General features: G+C 59.2%; 5 protein-coding genes. All 5 read right to left on the bottom strand.

Annotated features, from left to right (window positions below):
* Window positions 1-799, bottom strand: a 799-nt coding sequence (proB, locus tag AC2VLY_RS10430) for a glutamate 5-kinase (RefSeq protein WP_486893663.1), incomplete at its 3' end; no start/stop codon positions are given.
* The gene (cgtA, locus tag AC2VLY_RS10425) at window positions 796-1,911 is read right to left on the bottom strand and encodes an Obg family GTPase CgtA (RefSeq protein ID WP_486922223.1); all 1,116 of its coding nucleotides are present in this window, start codon (window positions 1,909-1,911) and stop codon (window positions 796-798) included. The genes cgtA and proB, both read right to left, overlap by 4 nt.
* A gap of 54 nt (window positions 1,912-1,965) precedes the next feature.
* Window positions 1,966-2,226 (bottom strand): 50S ribosomal protein L27, encoded by a 261-nt coding sequence (gene rpmA / locus AC2VLY_RS10420; RefSeq protein WP_010641358.1) that lies wholly within the window; start codon window positions 2,224-2,226, stop codon window positions 1,966-1,968.
* A gap of 11 nt (window positions 2,227-2,237) precedes the next feature.
* The gene (gene rplU, locus AC2VLY_RS10415) at window positions 2,238-2,549 is read right to left on the bottom strand and encodes a 50S ribosomal protein L21 (RefSeq protein ID WP_010641361.1); all 312 of its coding nucleotides are present in this window, start codon (window positions 2,547-2,549) and stop codon (window positions 2,238-2,240) included.
* A gap of 142 nt (window positions 2,550-2,691) precedes the next feature.
* The coding region (locus tag AC2VLY_RS10410; protein ID WP_486892086.1) for a YaiI/YqxD family protein at window positions 2,692-3,119 on the bottom strand (428 nt) is incomplete at its 5' end.

Below are 3,119 nucleotides of genomic sequence, written 5' to 3'. Positions count from 1 at the left end.
CCAGCTTGGCGACGCCGGGCCGAAAATAGGTGCCCAAAGGTTCTCCCGCCCAGATGCGCAGCAAGACATCCTCAGCGCCACCCGGCGCGATGATGGTGGCCGCACCAGATTGTGCCGCACGGCTGGCTGCGTGGACCTTGGTGCTCATTCCGCCGGTGCCGACGGCGCTGCCGCTACCCCCGGCCATGCCCAGCAGGGCAGGATCCCCAGCCTCCACCTCGGTCAGTAAACGGGCATCAGGGGCTTTGCGGGGATCCTGGTCGTACAAACCCGCCTGGTCCGTCAAAATCACCAGTAAATCAGCTTCCAGCAGGTTGGCAACCATGGCAGCGAGAGTATCATTGTCGCCAAAACGGATTTCGGTGCTGGCAATGGCATCATTTTCATTGATGATGGGAATGACCCCGAGTTCCAGCAGCGTACGCAGGGTTGCTCGCGCATTCAGATAGCGATGGCGTTCCTGAAGGTCTTCGTGGGTCAGCAGGACCTGACTGCCGTGAACCCCGCCCCGGCGGAGGAATTCGTTATACACCTGAATCAGTGCTGCCTGGCCGACGCTGGCTGCCGCCTGCAGCTGGTGCAGGGCATTGGGGCGGCTCGTCCAGCCCAGGCGCTCCATGCCGGCTGCCACGGCGCCGGAAGAAACCAGTACGATGTCCAGGCCATGCCGGCGTAGCACCAGCAGTTGTTTGACCCAGGCCTCAATGGCAGGGAGGTCCAGACCTTGGCCATTATTGGTGAGCAGGCTGCTGCCAATTTTAATGACCCAGCGCTGGGCATTTTTAAGGTCGCGGCTCATTCATCGTCATCCCAGTCGGCGCTCAAATCATCACCTTCCCACTCTTCCAGATATTCTTCCTCTTCATCGCCCCATTCTTCCGACTGTACTGGATCAGGTGCGGGTGGCAGATCTGGCAGTGCCTGCCAGATGGCGTGGGTGAGGGTATTGCAGCCCGCACCGCTGGCAGCGGAAATCAAAAATGCCGGGCCATCCCAGGAAAGCTCGGCACGAATCGCCTGAAAACGCGCCTCGCCTTCTTCAGCGCTGAACAAGTCGGCCTTATTGACCACCAGCCAGCGTGGGCGCTGGGCGAGGGCGGGGCTGTAAGCGAGCAGCTCTTCTTCCAGGGCGCGAATGTTCCCGGCAGGGTTGCTTTCATCCACAGGAGCCATGTCGACCATGTGCAGGAGCAGGCGGGTACGACTGAGATGCTTCAGAAAACGGGTGCCTAGCCCGGCGCCTTCGGAAGCTCCGGGGATCAGGCCGGGAATATCCGCGAGAACAAAAGATTCGTGGGTCGCCACCCGGACTACACCGAGATTGGGGTAGAGGGTGGTGAACGGGTAGTCTGCCACTTTCGGGCGGGCCGCACTGACTGCCCTGATCAGAGTGCTTTTGCCCGCATTGGGCAGGCCCAGCAGGCCAACATCGGCCAGAACCCGCAGTTCCAGGCGAAGATTGCGTTCTTCTCCCTGCGTGCCTTTTTCATATTGACGGGGTGCGCGATTGATGCTGGATTTGAAATGCAAATTGCCGTGTCCGCCGCGTCCGCCTTGAGCGACCAGCAAACGTTCCCCGTCTTCGCGCAAATCTCCCAATAATTCGCGGGTGTCGTCATCGTAGACCAGGGTACCCACCGGGACGTGGATTTCTTTATCCAGACCCGCGCGCCCGGTCATTTGTCTCCCCGCACCACCATGCCCGGTTTCGGCCCGGTAACGGCGCTGGTAGCGAAAATCTATCAGGGTATTGAGGCTGGCCTGCGCGACAAGGAAAACACTGCCACCGCGACCACCATCGCCGCCATCGGGACCGCCAAAGGGGATAAATTTTTCCCGACGAAAGCTCAGGGAACCATGTCCACCGGTACCCGAAGCAACATGGATGCGTACTTCATCAATAAACTTCATAAAAAACCCCGCTCCCGCAAAAACGGGGCGGGGTCCCTCTGCGCAGAGGCCGGTTCAGGCCACGGATACGACGCTGACGGTACGTACCTGGCGCGGTCCCTTGCGCTCGAATTTTACAACCCCTTCTGCGGTAGCAAAGAGGGTGTGATCCTTGCCAATACCGACGTTGCTACCCGGATAAAACTGGGTGCCACGTTGACGAATGATAATGTTGCCGGGGATGACCAGCTGTCCGGCGTAACGCTTCACGCCCAGCCGCTTGGATTCTGAATCGCGTCCGTTGCGCGAAGAGCCACCCGCTTTCTTATGTGCCATGACTGTGCTCCTTAGGCTTCAATGCCGGTAATGCGGACTTCAGTAAAATACTGACGATGTCCCTGCTGTTTACGGTAATGCTTGCGCCGACGCATCTTGAAGATATGCACCTTGGCAGCCCGTCCCTGGCTGAGCACGGTGGCCTTGACGGCGGCACCAGCTACCAGCGGTTGACCGACCACTACATCACTGCCAACGCCGACCATCAGTACCCGGTCCAGCGCGAGTTCCGCACCTGGCTCTGCTTCCATCTTTTCGAGCCGGAGCTTGTCGCCCACTGTCACCCGATACTGCTTGCCACCATTTTCAATGACCGCGTACATCACAAACCTCCAACAAGGGTTTTACCCGGTACTGTCCGGAAAAGTTCGCAAGGATAGCGTTATCAGTCTATTAACGCAAGAGGATGAGGACTTGTTTTGTTGACTGATCTGCATCGGCGCATAAATTGTCTGAGCGAACCACTCAAGTGCGGGGCAATAAGCGGTCCAGAGCATTCGCAAAGGCCTGCCGGTCGGCTTGGCTCAGGGTGGCGGGGCCGCCAGTACGCACGCCGGAATCTCGCAGCTGCTCCATCATATCCCTGATGCGTAGACGCTCACGGATGGTTTCTGGGGAGTACCGCTCGCCGCGTGGGCTGAGCGCATGGCCGTTTTTCTCCAGTACGGCAGCGGCCAGGGGAATATCGGCGGTAATGACCAGATCGCCCGCTTCAACGCAGCGCACAATTTCATCATCGGCCACATCAAAGCCGCCCGGTACTACCACGCTGCGAATGTGAGCCGATTGGGGCACACGCAGGGGCTGATTGGCGACCAGGGTCAAGGGCAGTTTCAGACGCGTACTGGCGCGAAACAGAATTTCCTTGATGACATTGGGGCAGGCGTCGGCAT

It is taken from the genome of Acidithiobacillus sp. TH-A36, assembly GCF_057473445.1.
Note: the sequence above shows the minus strand (reverse complement) of the source record. Positions and strands in the feature narration are given on the sequence as shown.

Coding starts and splice junctions, on each gene's coding strand:
- cgtA (WP_486922223.1), bottom strand. CDS start 1,911: ATGAAGTTTATTGATGAAGTACGCATCCATGTTGCTTCGGGTACCGGT.
- rpmA (WP_010641358.1), bottom strand. CDS start 2,226: ATGGCACATAAGAAAGCGGGTGGCTCTTCGCGCAACGGACGCGATTCA.
- rplU (WP_010641361.1), bottom strand. CDS start 2,549: ATGTACGCGGTCATTGAAAATGGTGGCAAGCAGTATCGGGTGACAGTG.